General features: G+C 71.7%; 19 protein-coding genes and 1 pseudogene. 11 read left to right on the top strand and 9 right to left on the bottom strand.

Annotated features, from left to right (window positions below; translation table 11 throughout):
- Positions 1-223: 223 nt before the first annotated feature.
- The 5 genes from ACFWIC_RS07835 to ACFWIC_RS07815 all read left to right on the top strand — a co-directional run bounded on the left by ACFWIC_RS07835 (position 224) and on the right by ACFWIC_RS07815 (position 7,130).
- Positions 224-1,747 carry a pyridoxal phosphate-dependent decarboxylase family protein gene (locus ACFWIC_RS07835; RefSeq protein WP_380516774.1) on the top strand — a complete coding sequence of 508 codons (1,524 nt, stop codon included), beginning with the start codon at positions 224-226 and terminating at the stop codon, positions 1,745-1,747.
- 31 nt (positions 1,748-1,778) lie between these two features.
- Entirely contained in the window at positions 1,779-3,230 is a 1,452-nt protein-coding gene (locus ACFWIC_RS07830; RefSeq protein ID WP_329947752.1) for a GNAT family N-acetyltransferase, read from the top strand.
- 471 nt (positions 3,231-3,701) lie between these two features.
- Positions 3,702-4,964: a MurT ligase domain-containing protein gene (locus ACFWIC_RS07825; protein ID WP_329885027.1), complete on the top strand. Its 1,263-nt coding sequence runs from the start codon at positions 3,702-3,704 to the stop codon at positions 4,962-4,964.
- Between the two features lie 52 nt (positions 4,965-5,016).
- Positions 5,017-5,745 carry a glutamine amidotransferase gene (locus ACFWIC_RS07820; RefSeq protein ID WP_329885026.1) on the top strand — a complete coding sequence of 243 codons (729 nt, stop codon included), beginning with the start codon at positions 5,017-5,019 and terminating at the stop codon, positions 5,743-5,745.
- A gap of 359 nt (positions 5,746-6,104) precedes the next feature.
- Complete coding sequence (locus ACFWIC_RS07815; RefSeq protein ID WP_329885025.1) at positions 6,105-7,130, top strand: 6-phosphofructokinase; 1,026 nt, start codon at positions 6,105-6,107, stop codon at positions 7,128-7,130.
- Positions 7,131-7,240: 110 nt separating this feature from the next.
- On the opposite strand, the gene ACFWIC_RS07810 is transcribed toward ACFWIC_RS07815, so the two are convergent.
- The gene (locus ACFWIC_RS07810; RefSeq protein WP_329885024.1) at positions 7,241-8,068 is read right to left on the bottom strand and encodes a tyrosinase family protein; all 828 of its coding nucleotides are present in this window, start codon (positions 8,066-8,068) and stop codon (positions 7,241-7,243) included.
- A 45-nt stretch (positions 8,069-8,113) separates the two neighbouring features.
- The gene (locus ACFWIC_RS07805; protein WP_380361155.1) at positions 8,114-8,521 is read right to left on the bottom strand and encodes a tyrosinase cofactor; all 408 of its coding nucleotides are present in this window, start codon (positions 8,519-8,521) and stop codon (positions 8,114-8,116) included.
- Positions 8,522-8,841: 320 nt separating this feature from the next.
- Between ACFWIC_RS07805 and ACFWIC_RS07800 the strand changes: the two genes are divergently transcribed.
- Positions 8,842-9,837, top strand: a complete 996-nt coding sequence (locus tag ACFWIC_RS07800) for a 2-hydroxyacid dehydrogenase (RefSeq protein WP_380361156.1) — start codon at positions 8,842-8,844, stop codon at positions 9,835-9,837.
- A 367-nt stretch (positions 9,838-10,204) separates the two neighbouring features.
- On the opposite strand, the gene ACFWIC_RS07795 is transcribed toward ACFWIC_RS07800, so the two are convergent.
- Positions 10,205-10,411, bottom strand: coding sequence for a hypothetical protein (locus ACFWIC_RS07795; RefSeq protein ID WP_329885021.1), 207 nt, complete (start codon positions 10,409-10,411; stop codon positions 10,205-10,207).
- Between the two features lie 920 nt (positions 10,412-11,331).
- Between ACFWIC_RS07795 and ACFWIC_RS07790 the strand changes: the two genes are divergently transcribed.
- Complete coding sequence (locus tag ACFWIC_RS07790; protein ID WP_380516767.1) at positions 11,332-11,709, top strand: MerR family transcriptional regulator; 378 nt, start codon at positions 11,332-11,334, stop codon at positions 11,707-11,709.
- Between the two features lie 1,250 nt (positions 11,710-12,959).
- Positions 12,960-13,244, top strand: coding sequence for a MerR family transcriptional regulator (locus ACFWIC_RS07785; protein ID WP_329948268.1), 285 nt, complete (start codon positions 12,960-12,962; stop codon positions 13,242-13,244).
- Positions 13,245-13,791: 547 nt separating this feature from the next.
- Here ACFWIC_RS07785 and ACFWIC_RS07780 read toward each other — a convergent pair.
- The 5 genes from ACFWIC_RS07780 to ACFWIC_RS07760 form a co-directional block, all read right to left on the bottom strand.
- On the bottom strand, positions 13,792-14,130 hold the full coding sequence (locus ACFWIC_RS07780; RefSeq protein WP_329885019.1) for an RNA polymerase-binding protein RbpA: 339 nt from the start codon (positions 14,128-14,130) through the stop codon (positions 13,792-13,794).
- 306 nt (positions 14,131-14,436) lie between these two features.
- Positions 14,437-14,604 carry a hypothetical protein gene (locus tag ACFWIC_RS07775; RefSeq protein ID WP_380516764.1) on the bottom strand — a complete coding sequence of 56 codons (168 nt, stop codon included), beginning with the start codon at positions 14,602-14,604 and terminating at the stop codon, positions 14,437-14,439.
- 373 nt (positions 14,605-14,977) lie between these two features.
- Positions 14,978-15,355, bottom strand: a complete 378-nt coding sequence (locus ACFWIC_RS07770) for a CBS domain-containing protein (RefSeq protein ID WP_380361159.1) — start codon at positions 15,353-15,355, stop codon at positions 14,978-14,980.
- A gap of 134 nt (positions 15,356-15,489) precedes the next feature.
- On the bottom strand, positions 15,490-17,037 hold the full coding sequence (locus ACFWIC_RS07765; protein WP_380361160.1) for a DEAD/DEAH box helicase: 1,548 nt from the start codon (positions 17,035-17,037) through the stop codon (positions 15,490-15,492).
- A gap of 365 nt (positions 17,038-17,402) precedes the next feature.
- Positions 17,403-17,606, bottom strand: a complete 204-nt coding sequence (locus tag ACFWIC_RS07760) for a cold-shock protein (RefSeq protein WP_030918248.1) — start codon at positions 17,604-17,606, stop codon at positions 17,403-17,405.
- A gap of 280 nt (positions 17,607-17,886) precedes the next feature.
- Between ACFWIC_RS07760 and ACFWIC_RS07755 the strand changes: the two genes are divergently transcribed.
- Both ACFWIC_RS07755 and ACFWIC_RS07750 read left to right on the top strand, forming a co-directional pair.
- The gene (locus tag ACFWIC_RS07755) at positions 17,887-18,114 is read left to right on the top strand and encodes a hypothetical protein (protein WP_329880038.1); all 228 of its coding nucleotides are present in this window, start codon (positions 17,887-17,889) and stop codon (positions 18,112-18,114) included.
- Between the two features lie 282 nt (positions 18,115-18,396).
- Complete coding sequence (locus ACFWIC_RS07750) at positions 18,397-18,759, top strand: hypothetical protein (RefSeq protein WP_329880041.1); 363 nt, start codon at positions 18,397-18,399, stop codon at positions 18,757-18,759.
- Between the two features lie 240 nt (positions 18,760-18,999).
- Here ACFWIC_RS07750 and ACFWIC_RS07745 read toward each other — a convergent pair.
- Positions 19,000-19,053 (bottom strand): annotated as a pseudogene (locus ACFWIC_RS07745) (ABC transporter permease); the annotation flags it as partial.
- Between ACFWIC_RS07745 and ACFWIC_RS07740 the strand changes: the two are divergent.
- Entirely contained in the window at positions 19,040-19,444 is a 405-nt protein-coding gene (locus ACFWIC_RS07740; RefSeq protein ID WP_380516759.1) for a hypothetical protein, read from the top strand. The pseudogene ACFWIC_RS07745 and the gene ACFWIC_RS07740 sit on opposite strands and share 14 nt — an antisense overlap.
- The last annotated feature ends 21 nt before the right edge of the window (positions 19,445-19,465 follow it).

Here is a 19,465-nt window from a genome sequence, read left to right as displayed (position 1 = left end):
TTTTGGGGGGTGTGGGGGGGCGGGGGGGGCTGGACCTCCTCGACGCCGGCGGGCCGCGGGCGTCCCCGCGCCCCGACGGGGCGCGCGGGCCCCCCCCCCCCCCCCGGCGACCCGGTGCTCCCTGACCCGCCGACCCGGTGCCCCGCCGGCCCGCCGGAACCGTTCCGTCCCAGGTGGTGGGCCCGCGCCGCACGGCGCGGGCCTTTCTCGTACGATCGGCCCGTTGATCCCAGGTGCGCCGAGGACGCCGCGCCACCAGGCCTCCTCCCCCACCCGCTGGAGCACCGCCGTGACCCCCGAGGACTTCCGCGCCGCCGCCCACACCGCCGCCGACCTCGTCGCCGACCACCTCGCCGAACTGCCCGGCCGCCCGGTCTGGCAGCCGATGGACGACGACGCCCGCCGCACCCTGCTGGACGCCCCGCTGCCGCGGGACGGGCGTCCGCTGGCCGAGCTGCTGGCGGACGTCGGCCGGGACGTGCTGCCGTACCCGATGGGCAACGGGAACCCGCGGTTCTTCGGCTGGGTCAACTCGGCCCCGGCCCCGGCCGGCGTGCTCGCCACCTTCGCCGCCGCCGCGATGAACCCCAGCTCCGCCGGCGGCGACCACGCCGACGTCCACCTGGAGCGGGCCGTGGTGCGCTGGATAGCCGAGCTGGTCGGGTTCCCGCACCCGGCCGGCGGCGGGCTGCTCACCTCCGGCACCTCGATGGCGACCATCGTCTGCCTGGCCGCGGCCCGCAACCGGGCCGCCCGCGAGGCGGGCCGGGACGTCCGCGCGGACGGACTGGCCGGGATGCCCCCGCTGGTCGGCTACGTCACCGGCGAGACCCACTCGTGCGTCCGCAAGGCCGCCGAGCTGCTCGGCCTCGGCAGCCGGCACCTGCGGACCGTGGCCACCGGCCCGGACGGCCTGCTGGACATCGCCGACCTGCGGGCCGCCGTCGCCCGCGACCGGGCCGCCGGGCTGCTGCCGTTCCTGGTGGTGGCCTCCGCCGGGACGGTCGGCACCGGCGCGGTGGACGCCTTCGAGCCGATCGCCGACCTCTGTGCCGAGGAGCGCCTCTGGCTGCACGTGGACGGCGCGTACGGCGCGTTCGGCGTGCTCGACCCGGCGATCGCGCACCGCTACGCGGGGTTGGAGCGGGCCGACTCGCTCGCCCTCGACCCGCACAAGTGGCTCGGCGTCCCGGTCGACTGCGGCTGCGCGCTGGTCCGCGACACCGACGAGCTCCGCGCCGCCTTCAGCCTCGTCCCCTCCTACCTGCGGGACGAGGCGGCCGGCGAGCTCGGCTGGTTCTCCGAGTACGGCACCGAGCAGACCCGCCCGTTCCGCGCGCTCAAGGTGTGGGCGACCATCGCCCACCGGGGCCGCGACGGCGTGGCCGCGGACATCGCCCGGTGCACCGCCCTGGCCCGGCGGCTCGGCGAACTGGTCGCGGCGGACGAGGAGTTCGAGCTACTGGCCGAGGTGCAGACGTCGATCGTGGCGTTCCGCCTCCGCCCCCCGGGGCTGGACGAGGCCGCGCTCGACGAGCTCAACCACCGGTTGCCGGCCGCCGTCCAGCGGCGCGGCCGGGTCTTCGTCACCGGCGCGCGCCTCGGCGAGCGCGAGATGCTCCGCGCCTGCCTCCTCAACGCGGGCACCACGGAGGAGGACCTGCTCCTGCTCCTCGACGAGGTCCGGGCCGCCGCCCGTGAGAGGTCGGTCGGCACCATTAACCGTCAGGTCACGGGGGATTCGTGACCGTGAAACACCCAGGCGGCAGATTGATGGCATGGAGCACACGGAGCAGCTGACGACCGAAACCGCCCAGGACCGGAACCCGACCCCCTCCCGTGCCCAACGGCGCGGCGCCCGCACGCACCGCTGGCGCCGCGACACGGTGGAACTCGCCGCCGTCTTCCTCTCGGTGACCGCCGCCGACCTGGTCGCCAAGTTCGTGCTGCACGGCCCGGACGGCCCGGTGATGCTCGCCGCCTCGGCGGTCGTCCTGCTCGCCACGGCGCTGTTCCACACCTGGTGGTCACACCGTCACCACCTGCACGGCCCACCGGCGCCGGACGCGCCCGCGCCTCCGCGGGCCACGGCCGGGCAGGCGACGGGATCCCCGGCGGAACCGGCGGGAGACACCCTGCGGGGCCCGCTGCACGACTTCGAGGAGACGGCGCTCTGGCGGGTCCGCACCACGGTGCAGGACTCCCCCGGCAGCCTGGCGCGGGTGTGCACGGCCTTCGCCGGGCGGCAGGTGAACATCGTCTCGATGCAGTCCCACCCCCTGCCGACCGGGGCCGTCGACGAGTTCTTCGTCCGCGCGCCGCGCTCACTGGGCCGCACCGAGCTCGTCGCCCTCGTCGCGGCGGCCGGCGGGCACGACATCTGGACGGGCCCGGCGGACGCGCACGACCTGGTGGACGTCCCCACCCACGTGCTGGCGCTGGCCACCCGGACCGCGCTCGACGCGGCCGAGCTGCCGATCGCGCTGCGGCAGCTGTTCGGACAGTGCAGCATCCGGCAGTACCCGCGGGCGGCCGAACGGTCACCCGCCGGGGTGGACGGGCACGTGATGCGCCTGCCGGTGCCGTCCGGGGACCTGATCGAGCTCACCCGCCCGCACCTGCCGTTCACCCCGACCGAGTTCGCCCGGGCCCAGGCCCTGGTCGAGCTGGACACCCTGCTCGGCCCCCGGGTGCCGGACGTCCGGGCCCGGCTCACCGTGCCGACCGGAGCCGACGTGACCGTGCGGCGCGCGGACGCCGACGACAAGGCGGCGGCGCTGGCGATGCACCACCGCTGCTCCCCCGACACCCTGCGCAAGCGGTACCACGGACCGGTCCGGGACGCCGACCGCTACCTGGACCACCTGCTGGACCCCCGGCACGGCCAGACGCTGGCGGTGGAGTCGGCGGACGGGCGGATCGTCGCCCTAGGGCACCTGATGTGGGACGACGACAGCGCCGAGGTGGCCGTGCTGGTCGAGGACGCCTGGCAGCGGCGCGGGCTGGGCCTGGACCTGATGCGGCGGATGTCGGCGCTGGCGCTGGAGGCCGGGGTGGAGACGGTGTACGCCGTCACGCACTCCTCCAACACCGGGCTGATCGCCACCATGCGCAAGCTGGCGGCGCCGCTGGACTACCAGGTCGACGAGGGCACCCTGGTGATCACCGCGCACCTGGCGGAGGCCGCCGAGGAGCTTCCGGTGCCCTGGCAGACCAGGCCGGGACGGTAGGGCTGGACAGGAGGGTTGGACGGTAGGACGGGGCGGTGGGACGGGGCCGCCCGTTCCGCCGGACCCGCGCCCGGACGGGCCGGAGCGCCGGCCCCGGTGCGCGGATCCGGCGCCCAAGCGGTCATCGGAAGGTCATTTTTTCACCACATCCTCACCAAGGACCACACCCGCCCCGGGCCGGACGGCACCCCCGCCGTCCGGCCCGGGGCGGTCGTGCCCGGCCACCGGACGCCCGGGAACCGCCGGGCCCGGGAACCGCGTCCCCGACGGCGAACGGCCCCTCCGTACACCGTCGACCCTGACGTCGCGTCAGGACGTCCCGACCGGGTCCTCCGGGGGCGTCGCAGCAGGCGGCGCGGGGTCCGGAGCACCGACCCGGGTGGCGGAGTCGGTAGGCTGATCCCGTCCCCGCCGCCCGACGACCCGTTGTCCGGTCCCGGGCGGTGCCGCAGCAAGGAGGAACCACTGAGCATGGCAGGCACCGAATCGGAGCCCACAGGCGCACGCGACGCCTCGCTGCCCGCCCGCGCCAAGATCGCGGTCACGGCCGGCAAGGTGGCCGCCGCCCTCTCCCAGAAGGCGGGCCGAGGCAGCGGCTCGGTGATCGGCGGCAAGATCGCGCTGAGGCTCGACCCCGATCTGCTCGCCACCCTCGCCGACCACCTGGACGTGGTCCTGGTCAGCGCCACCAACGGCAAGACCACCACCACCCGGCTGATCGCCGAGGCGCTGCGCGCCGCCGGCCCGGTGGTCTCCAACGCTCTGGGCGCCAACATGCCGGCCGGCATCACCTCCGCCCTGGCCGGCGGCTCGGAGGCCCGCTTCGGCGTCATCGAGGTCGACGAGAAGTACCTGGCCGGTGTCGCCCGGGACACCCGTCCCAAGGCCATCGCCCTGCTCAACCTCTCCCGCGACCAGCTCGACCGTGCCGCCGAGACGCGGATGATGGCCGAGAAGTGGCGCGAGGGGCTGCAGGACACCGAGGCCGTGGTGATCGCCAACGCGGACGACCCGCTGGTGACCTGGGCCGCGTCCTCCTGCAAGAAGGTGGTCTGGGTGGCCGCCGGACAGGCGTGGAAGGAGGACGCCTGGTCCTGCCCCGCCTGCGGCGGCGTGATGCAGCGCCCCGGCGACGACTGGTTCTGCCAGGAGTGCGGCTTCCGGCGCCCCAACCCGCACTGGGCGCTCCAGGGCACCCACGTCATCGACCCGCAGCGCGGCGCCTGGCCGATCCGGCTCCAGCTGCCCGGCCGGGCGAACCTCGCCAACGCCACCAGCTCGGCCGCCGTCGCCGCCGTCTTCGGCGTCTCCCCGCAGGTCGCGCTGGAGCGGATGCAGTCCGTCACCGCGGTGGCCGGCCGCTACGACGTCGTCCAGTACCAGGGCCGCGACATCAGGCTCCTGCTGGCCAAGAACCCGGCCGGCTGGCTGGAGACGTTCTCGCTGATCGACGGCCCGCCCGCGCCGGTCATCCTCTCCGTCAACGCGCTCGACGCGGACGGCACCGACACCTCCTGGCTCTGGGACGTCGACTACGAGCGCCTCGCGGGGCACCCGGTGTTCGTGATGGGCCAGCGCAAGCTGGACCTGGCCGTCCGCCTGGAGGTCGCCGGGCTGCAGTTCCACGTGGTGGACTCGCTGGAGCAGGCCGTCCGGATGGCCCCGCCCGGCCGGATCGAGGCGATCGCCAACTACACCGCCTTCCAGCAGCTGCGGAAGGTCGTGGCCGGCTGATGCCGGTCCAGCAGCCCACAGCACGCACGTCACGCACGGAAGGCCTTCGAGGATGAGTGAGAGCAGCCTGCGCGTGGTCTGGGTCTACCCGGACCTGCTCAGCACGTACGGCGACCGGGGCAACGCCCTGGTCGTGGAGCGCCGGGCCCGCCAGCGCCACCTCAACGTGACCCGGATCGACGTCCGCTCCGACCAGGCGGTCCCCACCAGCGGGGACATCTACCTGATCGGCGGCGGCGAGGACCGACCGCAGCGACTGGCCGCCGAGCGGCTGCGCAACGACAGCGGCCTGGTCCGGGCCTCGGAGAACGGCGCGATCATCTTCGCCGTCTGCGCCGGCTACCAGATCCTCGGCCACGAGTTCGTCAACGACCTGGGGCAGCGCGAGCCGGGCCTCGGCCTGCTCGACGTCTGGACCGCCCGCGGCGAGGGCGCCCGGTGCGTCGGCGACGTGCTCGCCGACGTGGACCCGCGGCTCGGACTGCCGCAGCTGACCGGGTTCGAGAACCACCAGGGCGTCACCCACCTCGGCCAGGGCGTCCAGCCGCTGGCGCGGGTCACCGCGGGCCGGGGCAACGGCACCGGTGACGGCACCGAGGGCGCCTGGCGGGACACCGTCTTCGGCACCTACCTGCACGGCCCCGTGATGGCGCGGAACCCCGCCGTCGCGGACATGCTGATCAAGCTGGCACTGGACGTCAACGCCCTGCCGCCGGCCGACACCACCTGGTACGACGCGCTGCGCACCGAGCGCATCGCGGCCACTTCGCGCCCCGCGTAGTACGTCCACGGTCCGTTCGCGACGGACCGGGTGCCCGCCATGCGGGCACCCGGTCCACAGGCGGGCCCGAACGTACGACAATGGGGCTGCCGGCTGCACACCCTCCTCGGCAGCAGGCTGCACTTCCGCGCGGGGGCGCCGACGGCGCCGCTCCCGCGTCGGCTCCTGCCCGGCCGGACGCAGGGGTCGTATGCTCGACTGCACGGCCGGTTTCGGATGTTCTGTCCGGATCGGCCGGTCCTTCACCCCACGGCCATCTCCCCGTCGATCCGGCGTGGGAGGCGGCGGTTACGGTGGCGGTTCGTCGTACCAGCCTGTAGTCCGGCCGTTCCTCGGTTCTGCTCGGGAGTTGCAAAGCAATGCGTATTGGAGTGCTGACCAGCGGCGGTGACTGCCCCGGCCTGAACGCGGTGATCCGATCCGTGGTCCACCGGGGGGTGGTCGACCACGGCGACGAGATCATCGGGTTCGAGGACGGCTGGCGCGGTTTCCTTGAGGGCCACCACCGTCCCCTGACCCTCGACTCGGTGAGCGGCATCCTCGCCCAGGGCGGCACGATCCTCGGTTCCTCCCGGGTGCAGCCGAGCCACCTGCGCGACGGCGTCGAGCGCGCCAAGCAGTACTGCGCGGACCTCGGCCTGGACGCGGTGATCCCCATCGGCGGCGAGGGCACCCTGAAGGCCGCCAAGCTGATGAGCGACGCGGGCCTGCCGATCGTGGGCGTGCCGAAGACCATCGACAACGACATCGCCTGCACCGACGTCACCTTCGGTTTCGACACCGCCGTCTCGGTCGCCACCGAGGCGCTGGACCGGCTGAAGACCACCGCCGAGTCGCACCAGCGCGTCATGGTGGTCGAGGTCATGGGGCGGCACACCGGCTGGATCGCGCTCAACGCGGGCATGGCGGCCGGCGCGCACGCGATCGTCGTCCCGGAGCGCCCGTTCCACATCGACAAGCTGACCGCGGTCGTCCGCGAGCGCTTCGACCGGCAGAAGAAGTTCGCCATCGTGGTCTGCGCCGAGGGCGCCAAGCCCGAGGCCGGCACCATGCACTGGGAGGAGGGCAGCCGTGACATCTACGGCCACGAGCGGTTCACCGGGATCGCCACCCAGCTCTCCCGCGAGCTGGAGCACCGGCTCGGCAAGGAGGCCCGCCCGGTGATCCTCGGCCACACCCAGCGCGGCGGCACCCCGACCGCGTACGACCGGGTGCTCGCCACCCGCTTCGGCTGGCACGCGATCGAGGCCGTGCACAAGGGCGCGTTCGGGCACATCACCGCCCTCCAGGGCACCAGCATCAACCTGGTGCCGCTGGGCGAGGCGGTCGCCGAGCTGAAGACCGTGCCGGCCGACCGCTACCTGGAGGCCGAGACGGTCATCTGACCGCTCCGCCCGTCCGGCCGCTCCGCCCGCGGACCGGTGCCCCGGCCCCCGAGTGCATGCTCGGGGGCCGGGGCCTTCGCGTTCCCGGCAGCCGCCCTACCGGGAGCGGATCAGAAGCCGGTGTCGTACGTGTACAGGCTGCTGTGGTCGAGCAGTCCGGCCGGCGTGACGGTGTTCCACGGCTTCATGGTCTCGTTCAGGTCGACCACGTCGGGCGTGCCGGCCGTCGGCAGGTAGGTCGCCCCGGGGTGGCGCTTCTGCCACTCCGACCAGAGCTTGTCGACGAAGCAGTGGTGCAGCCAGAACACCGGGTCGTTGGGCGACATCCCGGTGGCCATCTGGCCGCCCACCCAGACGTGCACCCGGTTGTGCAGGTTGACGCCGCGCCAGCCCTCCAGGTTGTTGCGGAAGCCGGACGAGGAGCTGTTCCACGGCGCGGCGTCGTAGGTGGTGATGGCGAGCACCGACTCGGCGTCGGCCCTGGTCGGCAGCTGGGCCACCCCGGCGCCGAGCTGGCGCCGCAGGTAGGTCCGGCTGTCGATGTTGACGTTGAGCGGCCAGCTGCCCCCGGAGAAGGCGAACGCGCCGGTGGTCACCTGGTTGTCGCCGCTCCTCCCGTTGCCGCCCAGGAAGTCCGCGCCCCAGAGGGACGAGGTGGTCGAGCGGTCGGCCGTCCAGTCCCAGTACGGCAGGTTCACGCTCGGGTCGATGGCCTGGAGCGCCCGCTCGAACTGGAGCAGGTACTGGCGGTGCCACGGCAGGAAGGACGGCGAGCGGTGGCCCGTCCGCTCGCCGTTGTCCACGTCGCTGACGATGAACTGGTTGTGGGTGGTGACGAACGGGTCGTAGCCGCCGGACGCCTTGAGTGCGAGCACGGCGTTGACGAAGGCCCGCTTCTCCTGGGCCGTCAGGGTCGCCTGGTTCTTTCGGACTGCCATGAGTCCCCCCTCGATGATGGTGTGCGGTACGGGTGGCGGACGGACTCAGGCGGTCACGATCGGGACGAGCGTGGCGCCCTGAAGATCGCTGACGGCGGCCCGGGCGAGCGAACGCGGCGTCACGAAGGTCTGGTAGTGGTTGACGACGCTGATCCAGGTGCCGTCGGCGTTGCGCATCATGTGCAGCTCGTCGCCGTCGATCCGCACCTCGTAGCCGGTGCCGGTGCCCCCGTGCTGGTGACCGCCCCCGGTGACGGGGCGGCCCTGGATGCGGCGCCCCTGGAAGACCTCGTCGAAGGTGTCGGACGCGCCGGGGTCGGCGGCCGTGGCCGACCCGCCGCCCGGGCCGGCCACCCCGATCACGACGGTGCCGGCGGCGACCGTCAGCGCGGCCGCGGCCCCCTGCAGCATCCGACGACGCGTGAGCTCCGACGCATGGGTCTCTTCGGACATGGTGATACCCCCCTCAGGTGCCCTGCATTGTTGTTAGGGCACCGTTCACGAACGATTGTTTAATCGTTAATCAGAGGCGATTTCGTGATCGCACTCCCTGTTTCGATGCTCGCAAGGCTTTTTGACCTAGGGAACAGCCACTCGGCGGGGGTGCGGATGGTTGCGTACGAATCCAGTCAAATTTCGGTCGCGACCGAACGGACCTCGAACCGGAACGGACGGACACCGGCGGGCCGCACGGTGCGACGCCCGTCACGTCCGGCTAGCGTGACGATGCGCCGGACCACCGCCGGCGCAGGCCACCCGGGAAGGAAACAGCGATGAAGATCCTCGCGTACGGCGTCCAGGCGGACGAGCGGCCGCTCCTGGAGGAGGCGTTCGCGGACCGGCACGAACTGCGCTGCCTGGACCTCTTCCTCAACCGCGACACCGCCCCGCTGGCCGCCGGCCACCCTGCGGTGAGCAGCAGCGTCAACGCCGAGCTGGACGCCGAGACGCTCGCCCTGCTCGCCGCCGGCGGGACCGAGCTGATCGCCCAGCGCTCCACCGGTTTCAACAACATCGACCTGGAGGCCGCCGCCGAGCTGGGACTGACGGTCGCCCGCGTCTCCTTCTACAGCCCCTACGCGGTCGCCGAGCACGCCTGGACGCTGGCCCTGGCCGTCAACCGCCGCCTCACCCGCGCCGCGAGCCGCTCGCGCGAGTTCGACTTCCGGCTGGACGGCCTGCTCGGCCGGGACGTGCACGGCATGACGGTCGGCGTGATCGGCACCGGCAAGATCGGCGAGTGCTTCGCCCGGATCGCGCACGGCTTCGGCACCGAGCTGCTCGGCTGGGACATCGCCCCCAACCCGGCCTGTCTGGATCTCGGCATGACCTACACCGAACTGCCCGAGCTCCTCTCCCGCGCCGACCTCATCAGCCTGCACGTCCCGCTGCTGCCGGCCACCCACCACCTGATCGACGCCGCCGCGCTGGCCCGGATGAAGGACGACGCCATCCTGGTCAACTCCAGCCGCGGCGGTCTGGTCGACAGCGCGGCCCTGGTCGAGACGCTGCGGGCCGGCCGGCTCTCCGGCGTCGGCCTGGACGTCTACGAGGAGGAGACCGGCGTCTTCTTCACCGACCGCTCGATCCAGGGGATCGCCGACGACACCCTCGCCCGCCTGGTCACCTTCCCCCAGGTGCTGGTCACCTCGCACCAGGCCTACTTCACCCGCACCGCGGTCGGCCAGATCATCGACGCCACCGTCCGCAACGTGGACGACTACGCCGCCGGGCGCCGCGGCGAGAACGTCCTCGTCCCGAAGAAATGACCCCACAGGCGTTGCTCAACTGCGGTGAAAACATGGGACGTTGACGCTCATCGTGAAGATCCAGGGTCGATCGGACTCGAACCCGATCGATACCCAGTCGGGTTCACGTTCGTACATAGATGCCCGCCCGAGCACGCCTTCGCGGCGGCCGACTCGGAGCCCCCGCCTTGGCCGCAGCCTGGTCCTCACGAAGGCGACGCAAAGCGGCACCCCGCCCTGGTGGGCAAGTGACGGGGGTCGGCGCCGTGACGCACGCCTCGCCCGAGTGGGCAACCTGCGGCAAGGACTTCCCTGCTTTGCGGCCCCGGCCGATGGCGAGTCCCGTGTCTCCGTTCCCGAGGTCCCCGACTCGGGGTGGGGTGGGGTTCTATCGCTTGCCATCACGGGTGCGGGGCTGGAGGGCTCGGCGCAGGGCGGGGAGGTCGGCGAGGGTGGCCTGCTCGGCGAAGCGGGCCAGGAGCCTGCGCAGCGCACGTTCGTCGCGGTCGTGGACGGCCTCGGCCAGGGCGGTCAGTAGGGATGCTTGCGTGTGGACGGGTGTGCGAGCCGTCGCCACATTCTGTGCGTCTTCCATGGTCACCCGCCTGCTCGTTGCCCCTGGTCGGCCGGGGCGTGGTTCGCTTCTACGTGCGGGCCGCAGGCTACCTCCCCTTCGAACATCGAAAAATCTATGCCGGACAGAGTAGACATTGGCGAAGGGTCTGGTTAGTGTTTCTCTCGTAGCAAGCAGTCAGCGGGGCCCGCCAGACACGAACTGGCGTGAGCAGTACGGAAGTTCGCAAGTCTCGGTGCGGTTGCGGAGTCCTGAAGCCAGGGTTGGTGCAGTACGGCGGCAGGGCTGGCGGCCGGGCCGGGTGGCCCGCAGTGATCAGGGGCCACCGCCAGCCGGTACCGCAGGACACGAAGTAGTGCATGACGAGTAGGTGAAGTTGACGTTGCGTCGCAGTCACCGATGGTTGAGGTGTGCGAGGTCTCAGCAAAGGCGCCGGCTGCGGGCGCGCGTGCTGGGAGGTCCGGCAGTGGGGTTCTAAGCCAAGCAGGTTGAGCAGGGCAGGCGACGGGGCTGGCTGCCGGACAGGTGGTGGGCCTTCAGGGACACCACAGCGGTACCAATGCAGTTCGCAGCACCAAGCAGTACAGGTGTGAATCACGTAGGACCAGCAGGTGCAGTACCAGCAGTTCGCAGGATGTGCAGTGCTGTAGAGGAAGAGACGGAGGGCGCTAGCGCCATCAGGATCGCCCGGGCGTGGAGTTGAGCAGTTACTGTCCGGGCGGACACCGCAGACCCCTCAAGGTACGAAGGTTGGTGGTTTCCGGTCACGCATTTGCGATCCCCGCGATCCTCCTCCCCCGAGGAGTTGCGGACACAAGGACCGGCTCAGGGCCGGTAGATGGTGAAGTTTCCCTTCGGGGCCCCGGAGCCGATACGGCACCGGGGCCCCTCCCGCGTCCCCGCCCACCCATATGAACCCGACTCCCATATGAAGAGGTGCAGTGACCACAACCATCCACCACCCCCTCACCCCCGCAGCCGCAGCCGCAGCCGCAGCCCACGATCCGGCCGGCCGCCTCGACGATGACGACTACCCCGCCTACACCACGGGCTGCGCCGCCGAGATGACCGGCACCACCGCGGGCTTCCTGCGCTCCCTCGGCGAGCACGGCCTGATCACCCCTGCGCGCTCCGGCGGCGGCCATCGCCGCTTCTCTCGCCGCCAACTGCGGATCGTGATGCGCGCCCGCGACCTCGTCGACCAGGGCACCGCCGTCGACGCCGCCTGCCGCATCATCATCCTCGAAGACCAACTCGACAGGGCCCGGCGCACCAGCGAACAACTCGACCGTTCCCGCAGGCAGCACAGCAGCGCCTGAACAGCACCGGCGCCGCCGCAGAGGCGGTGGCGCCGACCCCACCGGCGCGGCACGGCGACCCGCTCAGCTGCGCCGACCGAGTATCGGACTGGAGCGGCGCCAACCGGAGCAAAGAGTGGCGCGCCCCTCCGAGGCTCTGCTGATCCGCCTGGACGTGGTCGGCGTCGACCACGTCCTTTGAACATCCGCCACGAACGCCCGCCCCACGGTCCCGGAACAAGCCGCCGGCCACCGTCGTGCAGCCGACCAGGAGCAGCCCCGCCTGCCCCCGCAACGCCACCTCCCGCCCCCAAGGGAGCTGGGACGTGTGTGCGGACTGCTGTCGCCTCAGGCGGTTCCCGTCTTCACCCGGCTGCGCGTTGCCCCTGGTGCGGTGGGTCGAGTTCACTCCTGCGTGTGAGCCGGAAGGCTACCTGCGCTTCGAACACGGCAAAATCTATGCTGCCCGGAGTAGACATTGGCGCAGGGTGTGGTTAGTGTTTCTCCCGTAGCAAGCAGTCAGCGAGGCCCGCCAGACACGAACTGGCGGGAGAGAGTTCGCAACTCTCGGTGCGGTTGCGGAGTTCCGAAGCCAGGGTTGGCGCAGTACGGCGACGGGACTGGTAGCCGGGCCGGGTGGCCCGCAGTGATCAGGGGCCACCACCGAGCAGTACCGAAGTAGGCGCAGTACAGCAGGTGAAGTTGGATCGCAGTCACCGGTGGTTGAGGTGCGCAGGATCTCGGTAAAGGCGCCGTGCTGCGGGCGCGCGTGCCGAGCTGTCCGGCAGCGGGGTTCCAAGCCACGAAGGTTGAGCAGGATCGGCGACGGGGCTGGCTGCCGGTGTAGGTGGGCCGGTACGGACACCACAGCAGTGCCAGCAGGTGGCAGTACGCAGTACCAGCAGTTGTCAGTGATGCAGAGGATGAAACGGAGGGCACAAGCGCCATCAGGATCGCCCGGCCCGTCAGATGAGCAGTCCTCGTCCGGGCGGACACCGCAGACCCCACGGTATGAAAGATGGTGGTTTCCGGTCACGCATACGCGATCCCCGCACGCTCCATCCGATGGGGCAGTGCGGACACAAGGACCGGCCCAGGGCCGGTAGATGGTGCTGTTCCCCTTCGGGGCCCCGGAGCCGCAATGGCGCCGGGGCCCCTCCACGCGTTCCCAGAACCGGATTCGAAGAGGTGCAGTGACCACGACCATCAACCGACCCACCACCCCCGACGCCGTCAGCTCGTTCGATGACGACGACTACCCCGCCTACACCATGGGCCGCGCCGCCGAGATGACCGGCACCACAGCCGGCTTCCTACGCGCCCTCGGCGAGCAGGGCCTCATCACCCCCCTACGCTCCGACGGGGGGCACCGCCGCTTCTCCCGCTACCAACTGCGGATCGCGATGCGCGCCCGCGACCTCGTCGACCAGGGCACCGCCGTCGACGCCGCCTGCCGCATCATCATCCTCGAAGACCAACTCGAAGAAGCCCTGCGCATCAACGAACAGCTCCGCGGAGGCCGCCCGACCGGGCAGCCTCCCGCCGCCGACACCTGACCCCCAGCCCGGCCCGCCGGCGGGGAGCGGTCAGCGGTGAACGCCAAGCCCTCACCGCCACGCACACCGCTCGCGAGGACCACTCCGGGGCTGCCCGGCGGCGCGGCCTGGGCGCTCCCCTATGTTCACTCGGGGCCGTTCATCGGCTACCGTTCTGCCCGAGTTCATGACGCGTGCCCCGCGGTGTGGGCCCGGCCCCGGCTTTTTGCCGTCGGCCGGCCCACGCCCCGCGCTCCCACCGGCCGGGCAGCCGTCCCATTGAGGGCCGGATCGGTTGGGCCGACAGCAGAACCCAGCGATGCCAGCCTGTGCAGATCCTCGCCCTCACAGCCCCCGACAGGATCGCTGTCGCGCCCGCCGCAGCGTCCACACCGCGGTTCGACACACTGCCGAGCCACCAGAGCCGCGCCGCGCCCTGACCGGGGAGGGGAGGAGCGGCGTCGCCGCATCCCGAGCACGTTCGGGCCTCGCCGTCAGGCTGTGCCCGCTGGCGAGGCCGGATGGTGGTGGCTGTTCACTGGCTGGTGCGGCGGTCAGCGGTCAGCGGTCAGAACGTGCCGCGGAGTTTGGCCAGTGCCTCGTTGAGGAGTATTTCGCCGTCTTCGCGGGTGCGGCGTTGGAGCACGTAGGCGAAGTGGGTCTTGAAAGGCGTGCTGCCGGGCGCTTCCGGGGTGTTGTCGGGGTCGGTGCCGGCGGGCAGGCCGCACCGGCGGCAGTCCCACAGCTCCGGGGCCTCGACCCCGACCGCGAAGCGGGGCCGGCTGTGGTGGCCGTTGCCGCACCAGAACGACACCGCAACGCGGGGCGCCAGGTCACCACGCTCGGACTCACCCATCGGGCCCGACCCGATCCGTGCACCCCTCAGACCGCCATGTCCCTGCGCCACGTTCGCTCTCCTCGCCACCGTACCCACCCCTCCCGGACACCCCGCGAGGAACGCTCAGCGTACGACGACCACTCCTCCGCGCAGCAGAGCGCCGGCACCGCCGAGGACAACCACGCCTCACTGGACATCCAGAGACGAAGCAGCCGGCAGCGTAGGCGGGGTTCGGCGGCCGGCAACGCAGCCTTGGTCTACCGGGCGAGAAAGGCTGTTACAGCCTTTCCGCCGAACGGGCGGCGGGTCACCCTGGTCTTCCGCCGGCGCCCACTCGCCCCACTGGGCGCAGCGCGAGCACATCCTGCCGATCGTCTAGGCGTTCAGCGGGACCTGCGCCGTCGTGGTGTCCCGGGCGCGGAACTGGGGGCAATCCGTGCCGGCGCGGAGCTTGGCGCTCTTGCTCCGGGCGGAGTGCACGGTGATGGTCGCGCCGAGGAAGTCACCGAGCGGGACATCGGCGGCGAGCGGGCTTTCGAGCACGTCACTCCCCTATCGGTCTCGGCTTGTGAGCCTGGACCGGCCCTCTGACAACGGCCGCGACCGAGCTCCGACGATGGGTGTCGGCAGCTGCGGTGACCGCCTCGCCGTTCTGGATCGCGCCCAGCCGCTCAGCAGGCCGGCCGAACTGAGACTCATGGACGGGTCGACGCCCTGCCCGATCCGGTCCTGCGGGACCGGTCACTGCGCGAGGCCGCGCGAACGGGCAGTCAGTCGTCCCGGGTCGCGTTCTGCGACTCCAGCGGTCCCAACGCCCTCATCCGGGCCTACCAGAAGGCCCGTGAAGCGGGCACGGAACTCCGTTTGCTGAGCCCGACCGCACCGGTCGCGGCCCTCCTGCGCCGACAGGCCGGTTCTAGACACTGAGCAGGCCGATGGCGTGGCCGTCGTGGTCGACGACCGGCCACACGGCCAGGCCCCGGGCGCGCATGGCGGCCGCCGCAGTGGCCGCGGGCATGGCGGCGGTGGCGAACGGGGCCCGGTCGAGGACGATGTCGCGTACCGGGGTTCGTGCGGTGGTCCGGGAGTGGGCCTGGAACGGGGCGAGGTGCCGCCGGGTCAGGAGGCCCGCGCAGCGGCCGTCGTCGTCGCGGACCAGGAGGTGGTCGGCGCCGGAGCCGTGGAGGATGTGGATCGCCACGTCGAGCATGACGTCGTCGCTGATCTGGAGCTCGGGGTGGGTCATCAGGTCGCGGACCGTGGTGGCGGCGGGGCGGTCGAGGGTGAGGGTCATGGGCGGACTCCTTTGGGGTCGCTTCCGCCGAGGCCGGCGGTGGTCGTGGCACTGACGACGGTGGGACGGCCGGCGGGGTCCGCCGGGGCGGGCCCGGACCTCGGTGGCGGTCCGGGCCCACACGACGTCTACTGCTAAGCGGCGAGGGCGACGCGTCGGGGTGCCCGGCGGCGGCCGGAGGAACCCTGGCCGGCTCGGCTCGTGGTGGCAGCTGCGGTGTCGCTGCCGGCGCGGGTGGGGCGGCTGCGGCGGTTGCGGCTCGTGGACGCGCTGCGGCGGGGGCGTTCGACGACGGGGGCGGCGATCACGGTGGGGATGCCGGTGGGCGTGCGGGCCCCGGTGATGCGGGCGAGGTCCTCGTCGCCGGCGCTGACACGGGTGGTGACAGGGGTGATGGCGGCCGTGTTCATCATGCGGGCCATCTCGCGGCGCTGGTTCGGCAGCACGAGGGTGACGACGGTACCGGACTCGCCGGCCCGGGCGGTGCGTCCGCCCCGGTGGAGGTAGTCCTTGTGGTCGGCCGGCGGGTCCAGGTTGACGACGAGGTCGAGCCCGTCGACGTGGATGCCGCGGGCGGCGACGTTGGTCGCGATGAGCGCGGTGACCTGGCCGGTGCGGAACTGCTCCAGGGTGCGGGTGCGCTGGGGCTGGGACTTGCCGCCGTGCAGGGCGGCGGCCTTCACGCCGTTGGCGAGGAGGTCCTCGACCAGGCGGTCCGCGCCGTGCTTGGTGTCGGTGAACATGATCACGCCGCCGTCACGGGAGGCGATGTGGGCGATCGTGGCGTTCTTGTCGAAGTTCTGCACGTGCAGCACGTGGTGCTCCATGGTGCTGACCGCCCCGGCGGACGGGTCCACCGAGTGGGTGACCGGGTCCTTGAGGAAGCGGCGCACCAGGCGGTCGACGTTGCGGTCCAGGGTGGCGGAGAACAGCATCGTCTGGCAGCCCTCGGCGACCTGGTCGAGCAGTTCGGTGACCTGCGGCAGGAAGCCCATGTCGGCCATCTGATCGGCCTCGTCGAGGACCGTGATGCCGACCCCGTCGAGCTGGCAGTCGCCGCGCTGGATCAGGTCCTTGAGCCGGCCGGGGGTGGCGACCACGACCTCGGCCCCGTGGTTCAGGGCGTGGGCCTGGCGGCCGATCGACATCCCGCCGACCACGGTCGCCATGCGCAGTCGCACCGCGTGGGCGTAGGGGGTGAGGGCGTCGGTGACCTGCTGGGCGAGTTCGCGGGTGGGGACCAGTACCAGGGCCAGCGGGCGGCGGGGTTCGGCCTTCCGGCCGGCGGTGCGGGCGAGCACGGCCAGACCGAACGCGATGGTCTTGCCGGAGCCGGTGCGGCCTCGTCCGAGGACGTCGCGGCCGGCGAGCGAGTTCGGGAGCGTGGCGGCCTGGATCGGGAACGGCGTGGTGACGCCCTGGCGGGTCAGCACCGACAGCAGCGCCTTCGGCATGTCCAGCTCGTCGAACGCTTCGACGGCGGGCAGCGCCGGGGTGGTGCTGACCGGCATCGCGAACTCACCCTGGGAAGAGGAGCCCTGACGGGAGCTCCGGCCGCCGGCGGGCCGGTCGCCGTAGAAGGAGCCGCCGCCGGAGCGGGATCCGTAGGAGCTGCCGGAACGGGCGGAGGCCGAGGAGCGGGAGTTGGTGTTCTGGTACGGGGAGCGACTGGAGCGGTTCATGCGAAACCTTCCTGGGTCGGCACGTCGCGAGGAGGCTCCGCAGCGCGGGGCGCCGGCAGGAGGCCGCAAGGGAACGGACCGAAATGTGGAGAGCGGGGCGTGGACGGTGAAACCGTGCGGCACGTCACCTGCGGTCGGCGCTCACCGACAGTGCGGGAGCGAAGATCCTCGAACCGTGGGATGTCACGGCAGGGCGGCGATCCGGACGCGGCGCTGTGCGTCTCGCGTGGGGACGGCCGCCGGTGGCGGAGCCAGGGGGCCTGAACGGGCCGGGGAATGCGCGTGGCGCAATGCGGAGGGGCCCGCACCGGGCATCATGTACGCGGTGCGGGCCCCTCGCTACCAGGCGGGTGCCGTGGCAGAAACTACAGCGGACGAATGTTCTCGGCCTGCGGGCCCTTCTGGCCCTGCGTGACGTCGAACTCGACCTTCTGGCCCTCGAGCAGCTCACGGAAGCCGTTGGCGTTGATGTTCGAGTAGTGGGCGAACACGTCAGGACCGCCACCCTCCTGCTCGATGAAGCCGAAGCCCTTTTCCGCGTTGAACCACTTCACAGTGCCATTAGCCATAAAGAAATCTCCTTCAAGGGGCTGTCCGGAAGCCGCACAGCGCGGGATCCGAGTCGCCGCGATGAGCACCCACCCGGGGAAGAGCCGGGAAACAAAAAGGCGCCTGCGATACATCAGCAGGCGCACACCAAGTTCATGGGAACCACTACTGCAACTAAGGAGACTCTAGCAGGCCCAGTCGCACCGCGGGCGGACATTTCACCCCCGGTTCTGCGGGACCCCCTCCCAAGGGGGCATCGGAAAGACCCGCTCCCGCGATTTTCGGCGCATACTGCGGGGAATGTCGAAATCTGCAGCAGTTCGCCGCGCCCTGCCCACCAGCCCCTTCAAGGCCCGGATCGAGGCGCCGCGCAAGCACTTCGCCGTCGGCGACCGCGTCACCCACGACACCTACGGCCTCGGCCGCGCCATCGGGGTCGAAGGCGACAGCGACATCGCGGTACTCGTCGACTTCGGATCGCGACGGGAGCGCATCACCCAGCCCTACGCCGCGATGTTCAAACTCTGACCCGGGACGCACGCGGTTCTCGGCTCAGGAGGGGACGCGCAAATCCTCCACGCAGCGGGCTTCACCGTCACCGCCCTCGGAACCGACCTGATCGTGACCGCCGGACCGGACGATCCCGGCGCCGCCCAGGGCCCCACGGCTGCTTCCGGCTGCCCCGCGCCGCGGCGCAGCCGACCCGCGCGCCAGGTCGCCGCCGCGCAGTAGCCGGCGCGGGGCCCGTGACCGCCATGGCCGCTGCCCCAGACGCGTGGGCGCCGGAGGCCGTGTCCTATCCTGGGATTCATGTCGAACCCTGACGGGCTGCTCGTCGACATCGCCGCGATGGTCGAATCCGAGCACAGCAATCAGATGTCCTTGACCGTGGTGGTCCCAGGCGCGGTCATCACCGGACGGCTCGCGCCAGTGACCCTCTGGTGGGAGCGGGTGGCGGAGGTCCTCCAGGCCTCGGAGCACGTGAAGCCGTTCGCCGCCCTCTTCGTCCCGCCCCCGGGCGGCCTGCCTGCACGGCCCACCCATCTTCATCTCCACCGGGCGAGGATTCTGCAGGGCGACTTCGCGCTGCCGCACACCGGCGGCATGTACCGCATCGCGATCGAGGACATCAGCAGCTGGACGGTCGGGGACTTCAGCTACTCCGACATCTGACGGCCACGACAGGCCGCACGGGCGCATTCCTGCCCTCGGAGTCCAGCACCACGTAGTGGCAGCGGGTCCTGCCGATGTCCGCGCCCGTTGCGGTGCGTGCCAGACGTCCTTCATGTACGCGGGGAAGTCGATCACGCCGACGTGGTCCACGACGAGGCGATGGGCGCCGAGTCCGGCGACCGAGGTCACCGTCATCAGGATCACCTGCCGGGGCGTCATTCCGATGGACTTGAGCATGCCCAGGTCCCTGCGCCGTTCGCGGGTGTTGAGGAGGACGGTGTTGAAGACGCCCAGCGAGGCGACGAGGGTCAGCAGCGCGGTGAACACGGTGGAGAAGGTGATGACGGTGGCAGTACCTGCGTTGCCCGGGTCCAGTACGGAAGCGTGCACGGCCGGGTCGAGTTTCCCGGCCGCCCCCGCTCATCGACAAGATCGCCTTCGCCGGGCTGCCCGGGTGATCATGCTGACCACCTTCGACCTCGACAAATACGTCTACGCCGCCCTCACCGCCGGAGCCAGCGGCTTCCTCCTCAAGGACGTCACCCCCGCGCACCTGGCCGCCGCCGTACGCCTCGTCGACACCGGCGACGCACCACTCTCGCCCGGCACTCGACGACCTGCACCGATGTCCTCCGCGTTTCCCACGACGGCGGAGGGCGTTCCGGAGCATCCACAGCACACATAGGCTGACCTGCGGAGACTCGGT

This window comes from Kitasatospora sp. NPDC127035, from assembly GCF_042726075.1.
Lineage (GTDB): Bacteria > Actinomycetota > Actinomycetes > Streptomycetales > Streptomycetaceae > Kitasatospora.
The sequence above is the reverse complement of the archived record's forward strand: the minus strand, read 5'-3'. Positions and strand labels throughout refer to the sequence as shown.